This is a genomic window from Agarivorans sp. OAG1 (assembly GCF_037076485.1).
GTDB classification, from domain to species: Bacteria; Pseudomonadota; Gammaproteobacteria; order Enterobacterales; family Celerinatantimonadaceae; genus Agarivorans; species Agarivorans albus.
In genome coordinates this window covers 3,579,260-3,595,657 of sequence record NZ_AP028990.1, presented here as the reverse complement: position 1 = coordinate 3,595,657, position 16,398 = coordinate 3,579,260, and the positions used below count along the sequence as shown (strand labels likewise).

General features: G+C 43.5%; 15 protein-coding genes. 7 read left to right on the top strand and 8 right to left on the bottom strand.

The features are described 5' to 3' along the window. Positions 1-185 precede the first annotated feature (185 nt). The gene (locus OAG1_RS16380; protein WP_338622033.1) at positions 186-1,169 is read right to left on the bottom strand and encodes an aldo/keto reductase; all 984 of its coding nucleotides are present in this window, start codon (positions 1,167-1,169) and stop codon (positions 186-188) included. A 160-nt stretch (positions 1,170-1,329) separates the two neighbouring features. Between OAG1_RS16380 and OAG1_RS16375 the strand changes: the two genes are divergently transcribed. Beyond that, on the top strand, positions 1,330-2,235 hold the full coding sequence (locus tag OAG1_RS16375; RefSeq protein ID WP_338622032.1) for a LysR substrate-binding domain-containing protein: 906 nt from the start codon (positions 1,330-1,332) through the stop codon (positions 2,233-2,235). Positions 2,236-2,414: 179 nt separating this feature from the next. Then, positions 2,415-3,908 carry an alpha/beta hydrolase-fold protein gene (locus OAG1_RS16370; protein WP_338622031.1) on the top strand — a complete coding sequence of 498 codons (1,494 nt, stop codon included), beginning with the start codon at positions 2,415-2,417 and terminating at the stop codon, positions 3,906-3,908. Between the two features lie 27 nt (positions 3,909-3,935). Here OAG1_RS16370 and OAG1_RS16365 read toward each other — a convergent pair whose 3' ends face one another. Next, positions 3,936-4,820 carry a glycoside hydrolase family 16 protein gene (locus OAG1_RS16365; RefSeq protein WP_338622030.1) on the bottom strand — a complete coding sequence of 295 codons (885 nt, stop codon included), beginning with the start codon at positions 4,818-4,820 and terminating at the stop codon, positions 3,936-3,938. Between the two features lie 433 nt (positions 4,821-5,253). Here OAG1_RS16365 and OAG1_RS16360 point away from each other — a divergent pair, with 433 nt between their 5' ends. The 3 genes from OAG1_RS16360 to OAG1_RS16350 are packed head-to-tail and all read left to right on the top strand — an operon-like array spanning position 5,254 to position 8,226. Next, positions 5,254-6,720 carry a TIR domain-containing protein gene (locus tag OAG1_RS16360; protein WP_338622029.1) on the top strand — a complete coding sequence of 489 codons (1,467 nt, stop codon included), beginning with the start codon at positions 5,254-5,256 and terminating at the stop codon, positions 6,718-6,720. A 49-nt stretch (positions 6,721-6,769) separates the two neighbouring features. Then, positions 6,770-7,660 (top strand): hypothetical protein, encoded by an 891-nt coding sequence (locus OAG1_RS16355; RefSeq protein WP_338622028.1) that lies wholly within the window; start codon positions 6,770-6,772, stop codon positions 7,658-7,660. A 26-nt stretch (positions 7,661-7,686) separates the two neighbouring features. Continuing rightward, positions 7,687-8,226 carry a hypothetical protein gene (locus tag OAG1_RS16350; protein ID WP_338622027.1) on the top strand — a complete coding sequence of 180 codons (540 nt, stop codon included), beginning with the start codon at positions 7,687-7,689 and terminating at the stop codon, positions 8,224-8,226. Positions 8,227-8,250: 24 nt separating this feature from the next. Here OAG1_RS16350 and OAG1_RS16345 read toward each other — a convergent pair whose 3' ends face one another. Then, the gene (locus OAG1_RS16345; protein ID WP_338622026.1) at positions 8,251-8,460 is read right to left on the bottom strand and encodes a hypothetical protein; all 210 of its coding nucleotides are present in this window, start codon (positions 8,458-8,460) and stop codon (positions 8,251-8,253) included. Between the two features lie 166 nt (positions 8,461-8,626). After that, positions 8,627-10,915: a ribonuclease R gene (gene rnr / locus OAG1_RS16340; protein ID WP_338622025.1), complete on the bottom strand. Its 2,289-nt coding sequence runs from the start codon at positions 10,913-10,915 to the stop codon at positions 8,627-8,629. A gap of 554 nt (positions 10,916-11,469) precedes the next feature. Here rnr and OAG1_RS16335 point away from each other — a divergent pair. After that, a complete protein-coding gene (locus OAG1_RS16335; RefSeq protein ID WP_338622024.1) occupies positions 11,470-12,306 on the top strand; it encodes a hypothetical protein in 837 nt (278 codons plus the stop codon). Here the strand turns inward: OAG1_RS16335 and yjjX are convergent. The 3 genes from yjjX to OAG1_RS16320 form a co-directional block, all read right to left on the bottom strand. Then, the gene (gene yjjX / locus OAG1_RS16330) at positions 12,292-12,834 is read right to left on the bottom strand and encodes an inosine/xanthosine triphosphatase (protein WP_338622023.1); all 543 of its coding nucleotides are present in this window, start codon (positions 12,832-12,834) and stop codon (positions 12,292-12,294) included. The two genes, OAG1_RS16335 and yjjX, sit on opposite strands and share 15 nt — an antisense overlap. A gap of 59 nt (positions 12,835-12,893) precedes the next feature. Next, positions 12,894-13,640 (bottom strand): sugar nucleotide-binding protein, encoded by a 747-nt coding sequence (locus OAG1_RS16325; RefSeq protein WP_338622022.1) that lies wholly within the window; start codon positions 13,638-13,640, stop codon positions 12,894-12,896. A gap of 74 nt (positions 13,641-13,714) precedes the next feature. Beyond that, on the bottom strand, positions 13,715-14,065 hold the full coding sequence (locus OAG1_RS16320; RefSeq protein ID WP_016400878.1) for a hypothetical protein: 351 nt from the start codon (positions 14,063-14,065) through the stop codon (positions 13,715-13,717). 551 nt (positions 14,066-14,616) lie between these two features. Here OAG1_RS16320 and OAG1_RS16315 point away from each other — a divergent pair. Then, complete coding sequence (locus OAG1_RS16315; RefSeq protein WP_016400879.1) at positions 14,617-14,838, top strand: hypothetical protein; 222 nt, start codon at positions 14,617-14,619, stop codon at positions 14,836-14,838. A 22-nt stretch (positions 14,839-14,860) separates the two neighbouring features. Here OAG1_RS16315 and OAG1_RS16310 read toward each other — a convergent pair whose 3' ends face one another. Further along, positions 14,861-16,291, bottom strand: coding sequence for a PLP-dependent aminotransferase family protein (locus OAG1_RS16310; RefSeq protein ID WP_338622021.1), 1,431 nt, complete (start codon positions 16,289-16,291; stop codon positions 14,861-14,863). Positions 16,292-16,398 lie beyond the last annotated feature (107 nt).

Genomic DNA, 16,398 nt, shown 5'->3' with positions numbered 1-16,398 from the left:
GTACTATTGTTGTTTTGTAGGTGTAAACACCTTTTTGTCAGTATAGACAAGTTGTGACAAAAGTAACTCGCAATATGCTTATTTCAGGTGGTTTTTCCAAATACTGTGATCAACATACTACCCAAGGGGTAGTATGCCGTGATAGAGCTTTTGCTCTATTGTTGTAAGTGCTTATTTTAAAAACACTAGAAGCGCTCTGGCCCTGCTGGTTTATTGCCCAGTATGTCATCCACTTGCTGCCAAACTTGCTGATTTAAGCTGCTGCTGTTGGTTAGTGCTTGCAAGTTATCTTCAAGCTGTTCCAGTTTAGATACGCCCAAAATCACGCTGCTTACATTGGGAGTGCGTAAACACCAGTTTAAGGCCAAGTGGTGTAATGGCATGTCTAACTGCTGAGCGAGCTGGTTTAGCTGGGCAATTTGCTCAAGTTTGTTGTTTTCACCAATTAACATGTCGCGCAACCATTCATAGCCAGGCAAACTTAAACGGCTATTCTCTGGCACCCCATTTAGGTATTTGCCAGTGAGCAAGCCACTCGCTAATGGAGAAAAAATAGTGGTGCCTAGCCCAGTTAAGGAATAAAGCGGCAGGTACTCGGCTTCTACTTTGTCACGAACCATCATGTTGTATTGTGGTTGCTCCATTACTGGGGCATGTAAGTTTTCGGCTTTAGCCACTGCCCATGCTTCGGTAATTTGTTGGCCGCTCCACTCAGATGTGCCCCAATACATTACTTTGCCTTGGCTAACCAAGTCATGCATAGCTCGCACTGTTTCGTAGATTGGCGTATCAATATCTGGGCGGTGGCAATAGAACAAATCTAAATAATCTACTCGTAATCTGGCCAGTGCGGCGTGGCAAGCATCAAATACATGTTTGCGGCTTAGGCCTCGTTGGGTGGGCTTGTCGCCTCCCCAAAAGACTTTGCTAGACACAACAAAGCTGTCGCGTGACCAGCCAAGCTGTTCGATGGCTTGGCCCATTAAGCGCTCACTTTCACCGCTTTCGTAGCCTTCGGCATTATCATAAAAATTGATACCAGCATCATAAGCCCTTGCCATGATCTGCTTGGCCGCTGATAAATCCACTTGTTTACCAAAGGTGACCCAAGAGCCTAAACCAAATTCACTCACTTGCAGGCCGCTGCGGCCTAATCGACGGTATTGCATATAGTTACCTACTTAAATGGAGGAAGTTGGCTCAAGTATAGAGTTAATAAAGCCACTGAAAAAAGAGGGTTAAAGCAAAAATACTGTTTGTTATATCAAACAAAAAATCTTACTTTGCGTATTATTATGGACAAGTTGATCCAGCGAAGTAGGTAAGCAGATGTCGAAGAATCATAAGAAGTTAGAGCGCTTATTGCTGTTCTATGAAGTGGCCCAGCACTTAAGTTTCTCTAAAGCGGCAGAGCACTTGGCTATTTCTCGCAGCTATTTGTCTCAGCAAATTCGCAGTTTAGAGCAAGACTTACATACCCAATTGTTGATTCGAACCACCCGTAGCGTGCGGCTCACCACCGAAGGCCATAAAGTGTTTTTGCAGGCGCAAGCCATGCACCATAACTTACTCGATCTGGAACGCGAGTTAGAACACAGTGGCGAAGATGTCGCAGGTATCTTACGGATTACCGCGCCAGCCGCTTTTGCCGAATCCTTCTTGCTAGAGGCCTGCGAAGGCTTTAATCAACGCTACCCAGAGGTGAGTTTTGAAATTGATGTTGGCCATCATCTAGAAGACTTACATGAACGCAATTTTGATTTAGCAATTCGGGTTACCGAGCAACCGCCGCAAAACATGGTGGCGCGCACTCTCATGCCTTATTGCCATTGGGTGTGTGCTTCCCCCGCATACTTAGCAGAGCACTTTGAACCAAAACAACCGAGCGATTTAGCACAATTGCAGTGTTTGGCATTTCCCAGTTGGCGCACTTGGCGTTTTCAGCAAGCCAGCCAAGTGGAAGAGTTTGAAGCACAAGGGCGGTTTGCGGTAAACGACAATAATATTTTGATTAAAGCAGCGCTGAATAGCCAAGGAGTGATACGCGTGCCGGAACACTTATTATGGGCGCATGTAAAGGCCGGGCGCTTGCAACGGGTATTGGCCGATTTTCAGGTTGAACCCCGACAAGTGTGGATGCTGTATCCGCCTAAAATTGAACACTCTTCGCGGCTACAGCAGTTTATGGCTTATTTGCAAGACTATATAAGCAGTTTGTTGACTAAATCTCGATGAGATCAACATGGATGATTCAATCACCCGTTAATGTTTATTTATCGGCCCTTTTAGCAGTTTGTGCCTATTATCACAGCACTTATCACAATTACTTTTATTATCAATAGTGCTGTGCTTTGATGTGATAAAATTTACGCCGCTTATTAGTGATCACGGAGCAGTGATACTTAGGGATTGAGATGAAACGACATAGCTTAGTAGCCTTAACCTTGCCTCTTGTTAGTGTGTTATTGGTGGGGGCTTGCAGCAGTTCTTCTTCCAACAGCAATACTTCTGAACAGAGTGAATTAGCTTGCGCTAATTACGCTGGCACTTGGGAGCTTTTTTTAGATGTTGATGACAGTGATTGCAATGGCTTTGGCAAACAGCTAAAGCAAGTATTTGTTGTGGAACAACAGCAATGCGAGCTGAGTATTGATAGTGGCGTAACAGGTAATATTAATGGCCAGCAAATCACTTGGTCTGTACCGAGTGTTCGGATTGATGGTGGGAAATTAAGTCACGCTTCGGCTACAGCTGAAATACTCGATGGAAACATTACTGGCTCTTATCAGTGGGAATGGCTCAACAGCACTTATTATTGTTCGGGCTCAACCACTGTAAAAGGGCGAATATTGCCGGAGCAAGAAGCCGCCAGCGCCGAGCTCGGCGAGTTTGATTTAACACCACCACACCCACTGCTTTCTCCGGCAGAAAACACCACCGCACACACCTTTACGGTAATGGCTAAACAGGCTGAGCAAGTGTATTTAGCCGGTGAAATGAGCGACTGGCGTCCCGATGTATTTCAAATGAAGGCGAATGACGATGGTAGCTGGTCAATTACCTTATATTTAGCGCCGGGGGCTTGGCAGTACAAGTTTGTGATAGACGGCAATTGGATAGCCGACGAAAACAACGAGCGCGCGGTAGATGACAGCAGAGGCGGATTTAACTCAGTACTGGTGATTGGCGAAGAGTCGCCGCTGCTTAGCGCAAACGATGAGATTGCGCATGGCCAGATAGTTGATGCAACCTTCGTCAGCAGTGCGCTTAATAAAGCTAGTCCTTATGCGGTTTACCTGCCACCCAGCTACCATGCTAGCGAGCAAAGCTATCCTTTAGTGGTGTTGTTGCATGGATATGGCAACAATTATCAGCAGTGGCTGGTGGACGGAAAAATTCAGCACCTTATGGATAACTTAATCGCCAAACAAGCGATTAAACCTTTCATACTGTTAATGCCGTCTGGCGAACAGAGTTATTACACTGGCGAATACGAGCAGCTCATTATGCAAGAGCTGCTACCGAGTATTCGTGAGCAATATAGAGTTAAATCAGGCGCACAAAATAGCGCAATTAGCGGTGTGTCTATGGGCGGGGCTGGAGCATTTTATTTAGCACATAAATACCCAGAGCAGTTCGGTTTATCGGTACCTTTGAGCGGCTACTTTGATATGAGCATTTACCGCGATTTTACTTGGCAGAACTTTACTATGCAGCCAGCCCTGTACTTATATTGCGGTGAAGATGACCATACCAGTTTTCAAACCAATCAGCGCTTGGTAGAGCAGCTAGAAAACCATAAGGTTGAATTTACTTATACCACAGCAGAAGGCGGCCACACTTGGCGTTATTGGAATGGCATATCAGCCCATTTCCTAAGCCAAATATCAGCCTTCTTCCATCCATAAACAATTAGCTAAGGCGGAGCGCTAACTCTAGTTAAGCGCTTCGTATACCCGTATATAATCCACTTCCATTTGGGCGGGGAATATTTGGTTAGATTGCGGGTTACCATCGTAATTGCCGCCTACCGCCAAATTCATAATGATATAAAAATCTTGGTCAAAGGGAGCAGGGAAGGCGTGGTCTTGGGTATACCAAGAACTTTGGCTAGCGTACAACTGGCCGTCAACGTACCAATATATGCCTTGTGGCGTCCAGTCGATTCGGTAAACATGAAACTCGCTAATATCGCTGTCGGTAAATAGGTAGTGGCGTTCCGAGTAGGTATTATTTGGCCATTGTGCACCATAGTGAATGGTGCCATTTACTTGTGAAGGGGTGCTACCCCGCGCCTCCATCATGTCGATTTCGCCCGAGGCCGCCCACGTGCCATATACATTGTCTTGCGGCATTAACCAAAAGGCAGGCCATAGCCCTTGGCCAACCGGCAATTTAATACGCGCTTCAAATCGGCCATAGGCTTGGGCAAATAAACCTTGGGTTTTTAAACGGGCAGAGCTGTAATTGTAATTGCCGTATTGGTCGCTACTGCCTTCGACTAGGGCTTGAATAATCAGTTGACCATTGCCGTTAAGTCGCACATTAGCGGCGTTGTTGGTATAGGCTTGCAGCTCGTTGTTTCCCCACCCTGAAATGTACTGGTCGTTGAGCATAAAGCCGTTGCCCATGTCAAAGGTCCACTTGTTCAGATCTAGCTGGCTGTCGTTAAATTCATCACTCCAAGTTAATTGCCACTGTATGTCCTCGGGTAGTGGATTGGGTGTTAGTGCTTGTTGATTTGAACCTCCTCCACCACAAGCGAAAAGTGCAGTGCTGAGAAAGCCGATTAAGCAGAGTTTATATTTGTTATTTGGCATTGAATGCTCCGTGCGTTGCTAATAATCCCATAGCCAGTTTGCCTGCTAGCCAAGCAGTGAGATAGTCAATTACAGATAGAGTTAGAGCTGGATCAATGGTGAAAAAACACTTTAAATTACGTAAGTTATTGCACTTGCCAAAGTAAACTCACTATTACTTTTCACCATAAACCTGAGCATAGTGGTGCTTGGTGATTAGCGACAAAAAACGCTGTATCAATACCGCTTATCACGATGCCTTCTTTCTCCAAATTCTCGTATTATTTGTTGCTGATGTTTTTGTTAATTTTTGATCTGGATGGCTGGTGAGGCATAGAAAAGGTGATAGTCTGGTTTTTATTAAAGGTGTGATAAAAGGAAAATTTCCTTGTTTAAAAAAGGTAATTTTCCTTTTAGTAAGCTGTTAGGCTCAGAAAATACTTAAGGAGAAATAGTGAAGCCAAAAATTTTTATCGGTTCATCTGTAGAAGGATTAAGTGTTGCATATGCAATTCAGCAAAATTTGACTCATGATGCTGAGCCTACAGTATGGGATCAAGGTATATTTGATCTGTCTCAAACGACTATGGATTCACTCACCAAAGCCGTAGATGAATCAGATTTTGGTGTTTTTGTTTTTAGTCCTGATGACGTAACGAAAATGAGAGGCTCTGACCACAACACGGTTCGTGATAACGTCATTTTTGAGTTTGGTCTTTTCACAGGAAAGCTAGGTAGAGATCGCGTATTTTTTGTGAGACCCGATGGATGTGATCTTCACCTTCCTACAGATTTACTCGGAATTACTCCCGGAGCTTATAACCCCAATCGTGAGGATGGTCGACTTCAGGCTGCAACAGGTCCTGCATGTAATCAAATACGTGAAGCCATGAAAAAGCTCCCAATTATTTCTTCAACAGGTATTAAAAAAGAATCGGATGAGTCTAAAGAGAAAAATACAGAAACTAATTCTGAATGGCTTTCCGACTTGTTTGATGATAATTATTCTGAAGCGAGAAAGAAGCTAAAGGTAGCAATGGAAAATAAAACAGGGGAGGATTTATTGGTAGATAATGCCTGGATGGCTTACATAGATCTTAAGGAAGATGAAGTTATAGGCTTAGATAAGCTACTTCAATTGGCTAGTGATAATATGGAGTCAAAAACTGTTTTATCGATCGTTTCTCAGATGTTTTCTTGGGAGAGCTATTATGATCAAGCTCTAGATATGGTAAACCGAGCATTAGAAAAATATGAGGACGACACCGGATTATTGGTCTTGAAATCAAGTTACCTTACTAGCATTGATGAAAAGGAGGATGCGATAGCACTCCTAAGCAATAAGAAATTTGCAACGAACCCTGATATTGCAGTTGCTCTTAGCGAGATCTATGAGGATGACGACTTAGATAAGGCTATCGAAGTAATTCATTCTGCATACACTAAATATCCGAACAATAAAGAGGTTGTATACAAATATGCTCGACTTCTCCAAGAAAAAAGCTGCAATAAAGAAGCTTTGTATCTGTTAAATTTCCTATGCACTGGAAATCCGAAAAGTGTCACTTACCTTGGCTATCTTAGCAATACGTGCCTTCGACTTAACCTCTATGATAAGGCAATGCTAACTTTAAAAAAGGCAAATGAGCTTGCCAAAGAAAAAGAAGCATGGCTTTTGCACAACGTTGGTAATTTACTAAAAAATAAAGGCTTCTATTCCGAGTCAGAGAAGTGGCTAAGGAAAGGGCTAGAAATAGAACCCTCTTCTGAATATGCACACGATAGGCTTTCAAAAGCAATAAAAAGTCAAAACGAAGAGAAAGAAAAGTTTTCGGCGCTATGTAAAGAAGGGAAAAGCCTTATCCGTAATCGAAATAAAGTCGAAGATAAGCCTAACAATCAAAGCCAGTCGAACGCGTAAACGCGCGGCTGCTTTGGGCGTTATGAGTCAGAATAACTCCGAGGGTTGAATGAGAAACGTTTCAGTTGATGCATCACTACAGCAAATGTTGAAGAAGGTATTGCTTGTGGTAATAGGTTCTGGGTTAATCAGTAATGCACTTTATATTTATGGTCTTGCCTATTATCAAGGCTATATAGGAAGGCTTGGATTTGAATACAATTTCTTTCCTATCGACTGGAATGACACTTTATTGTGGACTTATTTTGCAAGTCGTGAACTGGGTGCTAGCACAATTGGTATTTGGACTACTTTGACCGAAAAAGCAGTTTTAGTATTGTTTCTCGCTGTTTATATGCTTGCCAGAATATGGATGTCTATTAATGAAATGGGAGGGAGCGCCAACAAAAGGAAAGGTTCAAATAACCTATGGTTTTCAAGGCTCCTTGTAAGAATAAGGCGGTCACATCCTAAAAAATTTAAAATCTTCTACCCTCCTTTAAAGTGGTTTTTAATTAAAGAGCACTCTTTGTGGGCATTTGTCGCTTCGTATTTCTTTTTGATAGCAATTTTGTTTATCCCTATATTTATTTTCATATGGGTATATTTCCCAATGTTTGGCGTTAGTCACGGAGAAAGTATAGCTGGCAAAAGGCTCTCTAGTTATGAGGAAACCTTGTGTGGCGACTCAGAAGATTATTGGAGCCAGTGCATTGATTTTCCTACAGATCATATTAAGGGTAATAATATCCCCAAGTTAATTAAAGGAAGGTTAATTGCAAAAAATGGGGCATTGATCGGTGTGTTAACGGATAAGGGGCCTGTCACAATGTCTATGTCAAAACACCATTTTGGAAAAACTGTAAAAAACCCTTGCTACGAAGGTGAATGCACCAAGAAAGAAGGTTCGCATAACAAATCAAGCCAGATGGACGCCGAAAAACCTGACGCCTCTGCTTGAGGCGTTAGCGTGCGAAAGGAACTTGCATGAAGTACTTACAGAATTATGAGACTTTCCACCTTCATGAACTTGAAGGGGCATTAAAAAAATTAGATGTTGAGTCTAATCCAGACGAGGCCGCCTATATCAAAGAGTTAATTGATAAAGGAGGTTACCAATACCCATCTAGCGTAAAGAAGTCGAGATTGGCAGCTTGCACAATTAAGCATCGAGCATTTAAGTATTTTCTTGTTGTCTTCTTTAGTTATGGTTTATTAGTCCGGATTTCCATGCAGATGATCGAGTTCAATGCTGTGAAGTTAATCGGAGACTGTTTAACTTTCGCGATCATTGTATCTGCAATAACAGAATATAAATATTTGAAGCATATGCTAATGGTTTCATGCTTAGCTGGCTTGGTAGCTTGGTTGGGGATTGCTATTCAGTGGTATTACTCTCCTGATTTTGCGCAAACACAGGAGTATCCAGCTTATGTTGTTATTTCTTTTTTACTCTACCTATTAGCCTTCTATGGAACCTTAAAATGGGTGAAGATTGAGAGGGTGAAATTAAGCTTTAGCCGATAAGGCGAGCTTTCCCTGGCCTAGATGTTAACCACGGCTGGTTAACTCTTCGCACTGAGCTGCGCTGCTACAATACGAGCTGTTGTATTTAGCAATTGCTTGCTCGCTGTTGGTTTGTATTTGGCTGCTAAGATTAGTGGTTAAACACTGACAAGCGCCTTGGCAGTAGTCTTGGGCTTGCACGCCTGCTACGGTGAATAGAGTGCTTAAAGCGATTACTTTTATAAACGTTTTCATAGTGGCTTACCTTGATAGAGTTTGTGTGAATTCACGAATACTTTAAGGCCAGTTGCCAAGTTTTATGAATCGGGTCCTGACTTGTGTTTTTCTTTTAGCTGCGGTGCTTAGGCGTTTTGTGAACAGTGGTTTTGAGGAGGACTCAAAACCACTATTAGATGAAGGTTTAAGCGACGTTTTTACTTAAACCTTTATGGCTTTGCTTTAAGACAAATTCAATTTTGCGCTGTTCCATATCTACTCGGGCAATGGTGACCGAGATGGCTTGGCCAATGCCATAGCTTTTACGGCTGTTTTCACCAGTTAAACGTTGCTTGTTGGCATCGTAATGGTAGAAATCGCCTTTTAAAGCAGAAATATGAATACTGCCTTCAACCTGAGTGTCAGGCAATTCAACAAACAACCCAAAGCCGTTTACGCCACTTACAATGCCTTCAAAGCTCTCGCCCACTCGGTCTTGCATGTATTCGCATTTAAGCCAAGCATCAACATCCCAGCTGGCTTCGTCGGCGCGGCGAGATACTAACGAACAATGCTCAGCCAACATCAACATTTGTGCGGTGTCGTAAGGATAGCTTTGTTCAATGGCTAGTGGCGTAGCACCTTTTAGGCGCTGCACAGGATCAAAACCTTTACCACTTAGGCTCTTAAGTGCACGCTTCATGATGCCGCCAGACTCTTTGCTACGAATAATCGAGCGAATGGCGCGGTGTACCAGTAAGTCTGGGTAGCGGCGAATTGGCGAGGTAAAGTGAGCGTAAGCATCAAAAGACAAACCAAAGTGGCCTTCGTTTTCTGGGGTGTAAATGGCTTGGCTCATAGAGCGCAGCATCACCGTTTGAATAATGCTGGCGTCTTCTCGCTCACCAATACTGCTAAGTAGCTTGTTGTAGTCGGCTGGCGTAGGTTTGTCGCCACCGCCTAAGTTCAAACCTAGTTCGGCTAAAAAGCTACGCAAGCCCTTGAGTTTTTTCTCTTTAGGGCCTTGGTGTACGCGGTATAAAGCCGGAATTTTTAGCTGTTCTAAGAAACGCGCTGTGGCAACGTTGGCGCACAACATACATTCTTCAATCAGCTTGTGGGCGTCGTTGCGTACTAGCGGAACAATCTGTTCAATCTTACGTTCGCTATTAAATTCAAATCGGGTTTCTTGGGTCTCAAAATCAATGGCTCCGCGTAGTTCACGCGCCTGTTTCAATACGCCATACAAACGGTGTAAGTCTTGTAGGTGTGGCAGTACGTTGGCAAATTCTTTACACAGCTGTTGGCCTTGCGCTGAGTTGGCTTGCTCTAACATTGCGCCCACTTGGGTGTAAGTGAGGCGGGCATGTGAGTGAATCACCGCTTCGCAAAACTGGTAACTGGCCAGCTGACCTTGGGCATCTATGTTCATTTCGCAAACCATTACTAAACGGTCAACCTGAGGGTTAAGCGAACATAAACCGTTCGAAATCGCTTCGGGCAGCATAGGCACTACATGGCCAGGAAAGTACACCGAGGTGCCGCGTTTTTGGGCTTCTATATCTAAGGCACTGTTTGGCTGAATGTAGTGTGATACATCGGCAATCGCCACCAGTAAGCGCCAGTTACCGTTACTTAGCGGCTCTGCATACACAGCATCGTCGAAGTCTTTGGCATCTTCACCATCAATAGTGACAAAAGGCGTTGCGGTGAAATCCACCCGGTGTAGCTTATCTTGCTCGGCCACTTCTGGGGCTAATTGTTTGGCTTGGGCTAGTGCTTCTTCAGGCCATTCAAAGGGAATATCGTGGCTGCGGATCGCAAGGTTGATTTCCATGCCTGGCGCCATAGGATCACCAATCACTTCGCTAATGTGGGCGATGGCATTGTCACGTTTATGTGGGTAGCTAATTAGCTCTGCAGTCACGTATTGGCCATGCTTAGCACCTAAGGTTTTCTCTGCTGGTATTTCAATGATTTGGCTAATTTTTTGGTTGTCTGGCTGGAGGCTAAAGTGGCCATTGCTTTCAACTAACTTACCAATGATTTGCTGGGTGTTTTTTTCCAGTATTTTAATTACTCGGGCTTCTTCACGGCCACGGTTATTAAAGCCATTAGGTAGCGCTTGAATAAGGTCGCCATCAAATACTTTGCTCATTTGCGAGCTATGCAATACAAAGTCGGTATCGTAGCCTTCACATTTTAAGAAGCCAAACCCTTCACGGTGACCGATTACTTTACCTACCAAATACTCACTGTCGTCTACTGGCCAGTAATTGCGTTTACGATCGCTATGCAGCTGGCCGTCGCGGCTCATCGCAATTAAACGGCGGCGTAGGGCTTCTAGGTCGTTTTCACTGTCTAGGTTTAGGGCTACCGCTATTTGTTCGCGGTTAAGTGCTTGGCCTTGCTGATCGAGCAGCGCAATAATCGCGTCGCGGTCGGGAATGGGATTAGCATATTGTTGCTCTTTAGAGCTTGAGTGTTTACTCATAGTTATTGTTCTCTGTTAATAGGGCCAATAACCTTGCTCTAGGGAAATCATGAAATGTTTTAAGTATGCAGTTCAGATATAACTCTCAAGGTTGTTAGGCCTGGGCGCTTGCTTTAAAGCAAGTCGCTAAAATTTGTTACTTGCTGGCGCCATTAGTTGGCCTTGCAAGTGATGTAGTTGGTCTGACTTATAAGCCGCTTATGTGACACATAGATGACAGACAATCATATAGTTGCCGAAAGGCAAGATTGGAAAAACAAGCTTGAATTTAAAACGACGAAACGAAGGTTAAAAGAAGGCAACCTTAAAGCGGAGTTCAAAAAATAGACTGAATTTCTAATGGCCGCCACTTTATAGACTTGTGGCGGAAAGTCAACTTTTGTCGTTGAGCCTAGGTTCTTTTAGGCACGAGTGATGAGGTATTTCCTCAAATATCTAATATTGACTTAATTATTATCTAGTTCACAAATTGTTCAGCTTTGAGTTGTCCTTTATTTTTGTGTGGTTATTATTTGCTCGCTTAAAAAACATAATTAGAAACAGCGGGAATGAAAATGAGAATAACAATAGCGGCGCTAGCACTGCTGCATTTTAGTGGGCAAGCTACTCCCTTTAGTAGCAATGTGATTAACGATGTATATCACAATCAAGCCAACGGAGTCCCGACTGCTCGGGATCACAATGATGGAGTACCGGATCTTTACGATGCTGTAAATCTGTTATTGGGCACCAACTACCAAAGCAATGCCGATTTGGATAATCGTTTTGTAGCTAATGATCAATTGTTTGTTGGTGAAGGCTCTCAAAGTGTGGCCTTAGTGGGCCTAACAGCCGGTAATCACAATACCTTAGGTATCTATACAGATATTGGTGTGGGTAACGATAAAACAGCTATTTTACCCTCCGATCCATATTATGGTTTTAAGGGGGATGGCTCTACAAGTCAGCCATTTTCAGGTGTTACTTTGGATATTAATGGCGAATTTGGTTGGTATTTGGAGCAGGGTGGTCCACTTACTTACTCAACGTTCTATTCGGAAAATCAGCTAAATGGTGGTTGGGATCATACTATGACTTTTGCAATGCCTGAGCTTAACGGACAATCACGCTATCTAGATATTGGTGGAAACATTGTCGAACACATATTTACTAATGCCTATTTAATCGGTTGGGAAGATCTACCTTTTGGCTTTTTTGAGCCAGGCATGTTGGGGGATGATGATTACGACGACATGATGTATTTAGTGGATTTTAAGCCGGCCTCTATAACAACTCCTGTAGAAGCTTCAGAGCCGCTATCTGCATGGCTGCTAGCCAGTGGTTTGCTTGGTTGTTGTTTACAGCGGCGTAAACGCCGCCTGTCTGCAATGGTGGGTTTACAGAGCAAATAGCTCTTTATGAGCAAACTGCACTAGCGCCAATATCAGTGCATGCACATAGTTATCTTCGCGGGTTGCTAAGCCATTGGTGAGTAGTCCAATGGCGCCGCCTTTTTGCTTAATATTCTTAGTATTAAACAGCTTGTCCATTAGTGGGCCAAGTTCCTCACCTTGCTCTAGCGCTTGATAAACGCTTGGCGGCAGAGGCATGTTGGCTCCACGCCCTACCGAAAGGTGCTCACCACGTGCGATTGCCACATAAGCAAACGTAGCGGGGCCATCTTCAAACATATCTACGCCGCCTTCAATTGCGGCATAAAAGTCGGCAGCTTGGTGCTGCTGGCAGTAACGTAGGCGATTTACTGCACCATCGCGAGTCTGCTGAGTGGTAATGGGTTGCTCGGGCACTTGAGAGGGGGCATCAATGCCTTGGCAGTCAATCTCAGCATCTGGGTAATACATTGCGAGGGCTTTAGCAACTGCTCGCACTTTGACTGGGTTACGCGACCCTACCACTACTGTAAAATTTTGCTCTGACATATTTACTGTTCTTCAATTTAGTTGGAAAAGGCGAGGCCCTGATTTAGCGCTTGGCCAAGTTATATAGCCAGTTGCTCGGCGATGCTGCCACATGCGACTCGTGAGTCGATAATTCGGCCATCTCGCTGTGGATCGCTACCGGGGCGAATGTCCCAGTTTAATTGGTACTTTTGATTGATCATTTGCACCAATTGGTAGAAAGACAAGCCTTGCTCATTACCGCCTACATGATATATCCCCGGTTTGGCTTGCTTAGCCAAAGTGACTAAGCACTGCATGCTATGTTCAACAAAGGCCACGGCTGGTAACCACTCGGTGCTAGCAGCCAAGTAACCTTTTTCAGCATGCATATCTCTAACATGTGTGAGTAGGTTGTCTTGCTCAAAGTTATCGAACATTTGCCAGCCTAGACGAGCAATGATGGTATTGGGGTTAGCGGCAAGGGCTGCCTGTTCACAGCTTATTTTGTATAGCCCATAATCATTTACCGCATCTGCGGGATGCTCTGGGGTGAAAGGGCCGGTGCTCTCTGGGTTAAATACACTTTCGGTGCTGGTAAATAGCATTGGAATATTTTGTTCACCAGCAATGCCAGCTAGACAAGCCAGCCACTCTTCGGGCCCTGTAGCTAGGTGAAATATTGCATCGATGTGGTTGCCGCGAACATAGCCTAGCTGCTGCGCGCGGTTGGTAATGTCTAGCTCTTGGCGATTAAAGCCATGTACTGCAATGCCTTGCTTTTCTAGCGCTTGTTTAAGGTAAGGTGCAAGTCGACCATTTAGACCGGTTACTAATACGTTTTGCATTGCATAATCTCATCACTTTCTAAGAAGTGGCTATTATGCGGTTAGACGGCGTTAAGCGCTAGAGTAGGGCAAATTTAGTTAGCCAGTATTTGTTCTACTTTGTCTTCTTGTAGCCAGCTAATACAGTAGCGAATAGAGCCGGAAGGTGGGACATTTTTAGCGCCAGCTTCAGCTTCGGCGTATACCGCTTCAAAGTGTTCGGTAGGTAATACGCTGTACTGGTAGAACACTTCCATTTCTTCGCGTAAGCCATTTAGCGTGGCAGCCGGAGTGGGATCGATTTTGGCTTGAATGTGGTACATGCAAGCGGCAAAAGCATAGTTTTTAAGCGCAGGAAGCTCAGAGCTATCAATGCTTTCATTGGCCACACTGGCTTGAGAACTAAGTAAAATAACAGCAGCACTAACTATGTGTTTTAATTTCATTGTTACCTTATATATCTAATAGCAATTGCCGTTAAATATGATTTAAATCCATTTACTGTGGCCCAAAAATTATCCCAAGCTATGATACTTGTCAAACTAACAAATTGAGATTTTAGGCTTGAAATTATTATTTAATTCGTCATGTAAATTTTAATATTTGTGGTTTGTTAATAAACATGATCGCTTAAAGTATGCTTATTAACATTAATGCTAAATTATGAAATCGTTTACTTGGCGTTAGTTTTAATTGACTGAAATTTAAAGATTTATGTTTAATGTATGATGTTTGGCTGCTTTTCACAGAATTTGCGTAAATAATAGCCACTTAAACTAACAATTAAATAAAAATAACCCTCTGTTGAAATCGATGTCATTTTTATTATTTACTGATTACATAATTAATTTCCTGATACTCAAGAAGTGAAAATGCTGTCATTTTTACGTCTGCTTTATATTGTGAGTTTTTTCACAAAACTGTCGCAGATTGCACTGCGGAAAATAGCTGGTATAAAACGCAGAAATTACTTTTATCAATAATTGTGAGAAGAAAAATGCGTAATGTTTTAATCAGCTCAGTTGCACTAGTGTTCGGTTTAGGTCTTAGCGTAACTACAGTTGCTGCTGAACAACCAAGCAGCAAGCCAGCGCTTAGCGAATTCGATAAAAATGCAGAGTATTACAATAAAAGCCTAGTAAAAGATGGCTACCGCTTTGGTTGCCGTGTGCACGACGACAACGGCAAATGCACTAAGTTACAGTGGAAGAAACTGTAATAAATAAGCGAGCTTAACGCTATTAAGCTCGCGCTAATGCTTGTTGTAAGAGAACTTTTGCCTGTTCGCCAACAATTTTGATGGTTTTCTCTATGCGCTCACTGGGTTTGTTGGCGTAACTTATGCGTAAACAGTTTTGATACTTGCCTGCAGCTGAAAACAAGCTACCCGCCGCAATACCAATGTTAAACGGCTTTAAGTTTTCGTTTAGCACCAAGCTGTCGATTGACTCTGGTAACTCTACCCACAAAAAGAATCCGCCTTTAGGAAAGCTCATTTTACTGCCGCTAGGAAAGTAGCGCTGTACCCAGTGGAGCATCAAATCACGCCTAGCTTGGTACTGTTGTTTTGCCTGCCTTAGGTGTTTTTCGTAGTGCCCTTGCTCGATAAAATCGGCCACTGCCAACAGGGGTAAGCTGTTAGCGCCCAGTGAAGTAACAAATTTTAAGTGGGTGAGCATTTGCCCATAACGGCCAGGCGCTACCCAACCTACACGCAGGCCTGGAGCAATGGTTTTAGAAAACGACGAGCAAAACAACACTCTATCTTGGCTATCGTAGGACTTTAAACTGCGCGGGCGAGGTGTTTGGTAATAGCAGTCGCCTAGAATGTCGTCTTCAATAATGGCGAAATCGTATTTCTCAGCCATTTTTAGCAGCTTAAGTTTGTTCTTTTCCGGCATCACATAACCCAAAGGGTTATTAGATGTTGGGATTAGTTGCAGCACTTTTATTGGCCACTGTTCTAGAGCAAGTTCTAGGGCGGGCAAACTTATGCCGGTTTCAGGGTGAGTTGGGATCTCAATAACTTTCAATTGGTTAGATTGAATCGCCTGCATCGAGCCATAAAAGTTGGGTGAATCAATCGCCACAATATCACCTGGCTGGGTGAGTGCTTTTAAACTTAAGGATAAGGCTTCCTGGCAACCGGCGGTAATTTGGATGTTATCGGGATGAATATGACAACCAGAGTTCTGCATTAGGCGAGCAATTTGCACCCGTAACTTAAACAAACCATTGCCTTTTGAGCAGCTAAAAACTTGTTTGCTTTGATACTTAATATTGTCGCTAAGTAAGCGCTGCAATGGCTTTAAACTGCTTAACTCGGTATCTGGAGAGCCTCTGCCTAAGGCAAGAAAGTGACTATTGCTTTCTGTCATCATAAGCTCTAACACCGCTTGCCAATTATCGATCGGCACAGGGCGTTGTTCTGGTTGGCTGGTTTCTGGCAGTTGTGCGGTGCTTGGAGGTTGTTGAACATAATAACCCGACTTGAGCTTACTGCGAACAAAGCCGGCATCTTCTAACAATCGATAACTCTCTTGCACCGTAGAAATACTTACCCCTCTCGCCTTGCTCATCTCGCGGATAGAAGGCAGCTTTTGGCCAACCGGGTAATAGGCTTGAGAGATTTGTTCCTTAAGTTCTTGTGCAAATTGCTCGTAGAGGGTCATTGGCAACTCCTTAGCCAAAACATCGCTCATTAATAACACAGAGGAATACAGTTAAGCAAAGTTGTGTAGCAAAGCAGTACAGATTGAACATTAACAAGCATTACAGA

Bases quoted from the DNA above. Each gene is read 5' to 3' on its own strand.
- OAG1_RS16320 (WP_016400878.1), bottom strand. From the start codon at position 14,065: ATGAAATTAAAACACATAGTTAGTGCTGCTGTTATTTTACTTAGTTCT.
- OAG1_RS16310 (WP_338622021.1), bottom strand. From the start codon at position 16,291: ATGACCCTCTACGAGCAATTTGCACAAGAACTTAAGGAACAAATCTCT.
- OAG1_RS16350 (WP_338622027.1), top strand. From the start codon at position 7,687: ATGAAGTACTTACAGAATTATGAGACTTTCCACCTTCATGAACTTGAA.
- OAG1_RS16365 (WP_338622030.1), bottom strand. From the start codon at position 4,820: ATGCCAAATAACAAATATAAACTCTGCTTAATCGGCTTTCTCAGCACT.
- OAG1_RS16380 (WP_338622033.1), bottom strand. From the start codon at position 1,169: ATGCAATACCGTCGATTAGGCCGCAGCGGCCTGCAAGTGAGTGAATTT.
- OAG1_RS16315 (WP_016400879.1), top strand. From the start codon at position 14,617: ATGCGTAATGTTTTAATCAGCTCAGTTGCACTAGTGTTCGGTTTAGGT.
- OAG1_RS16335 (WP_338622024.1), top strand. From the start codon at position 11,470: ATGAGAATAACAATAGCGGCGCTAGCACTGCTGCATTTTAGTGGGCAA.
- OAG1_RS16325 (WP_338622022.1), bottom strand. From the start codon at position 13,640: ATGCAAAACGTATTAGTAACCGGTCTAAATGGTCGACTTGCACCTTAC.
- OAG1_RS16355 (WP_338622028.1), top strand. From the start codon at position 6,770: ATGAGAAACGTTTCAGTTGATGCATCACTACAGCAAATGTTGAAGAAG.
- OAG1_RS16375 (WP_338622032.1), top strand. From the start codon at position 1,330: ATGTCGAAGAATCATAAGAAGTTAGAGCGCTTATTGCTGTTCTATGAA.
- OAG1_RS16370 (WP_338622031.1), top strand. From the start codon at position 2,415: ATGAAACGACATAGCTTAGTAGCCTTAACCTTGCCTCTTGTTAGTGTG.
- OAG1_RS16345 (WP_338622026.1), bottom strand. From the start codon at position 8,460: ATGAAAACGTTTATAAAAGTAATCGCTTTAAGCACTCTATTCACCGTA.
- yjjX (WP_338622023.1), bottom strand. From the start codon at position 12,834: ATGTCAGAGCAAAATTTTACAGTAGTGGTAGGGTCGCGTAACCCAGTC.
- rnr (WP_338622025.1), bottom strand. From the start codon at position 10,915: ATGAGTAAACACTCAAGCTCTAAAGAGCAACAATATGCTAATCCCATT.